We start from the raw sequence: 210 nt of genomic DNA on the forward strand, positions 1-210 counted from the left end.
ATATCGATTATTGATAAACTCTTCCAGCAGATATTCAGTTCGGATCAAAACATGATTGACAGGGCAGTCTGACTCCGGTTTATTGCTGTTCTGGCCAATGATGATATGGGAATATCGATTATTGATAAACTCTTCCAGCAGATATTCAGTTCGGATCAAAACATGATTGACAGGGCAGTCTGACTCCGGTTTATTGCTGTTCTGGCCAAT

General features: G+C 40.5%; 1 protein-coding gene. It reads right to left on the minus strand.

Going from position 1 to position 210, the window contains the following annotated elements; genetic code table 11:
* Positions 1–210: hypothetical protein (locus tag BOQ64_RS24375; protein WP_228448551.1), on the minus strand; the 210-nt coding region annotated here is incomplete at both ends.

Source organism: Chryseobacterium sp. CH25, assembly GCF_004119455.1.
GTDB lineage: Bacteria > Bacteroidota > Bacteroidia > Flavobacteriales > Weeksellaceae > Chryseobacterium.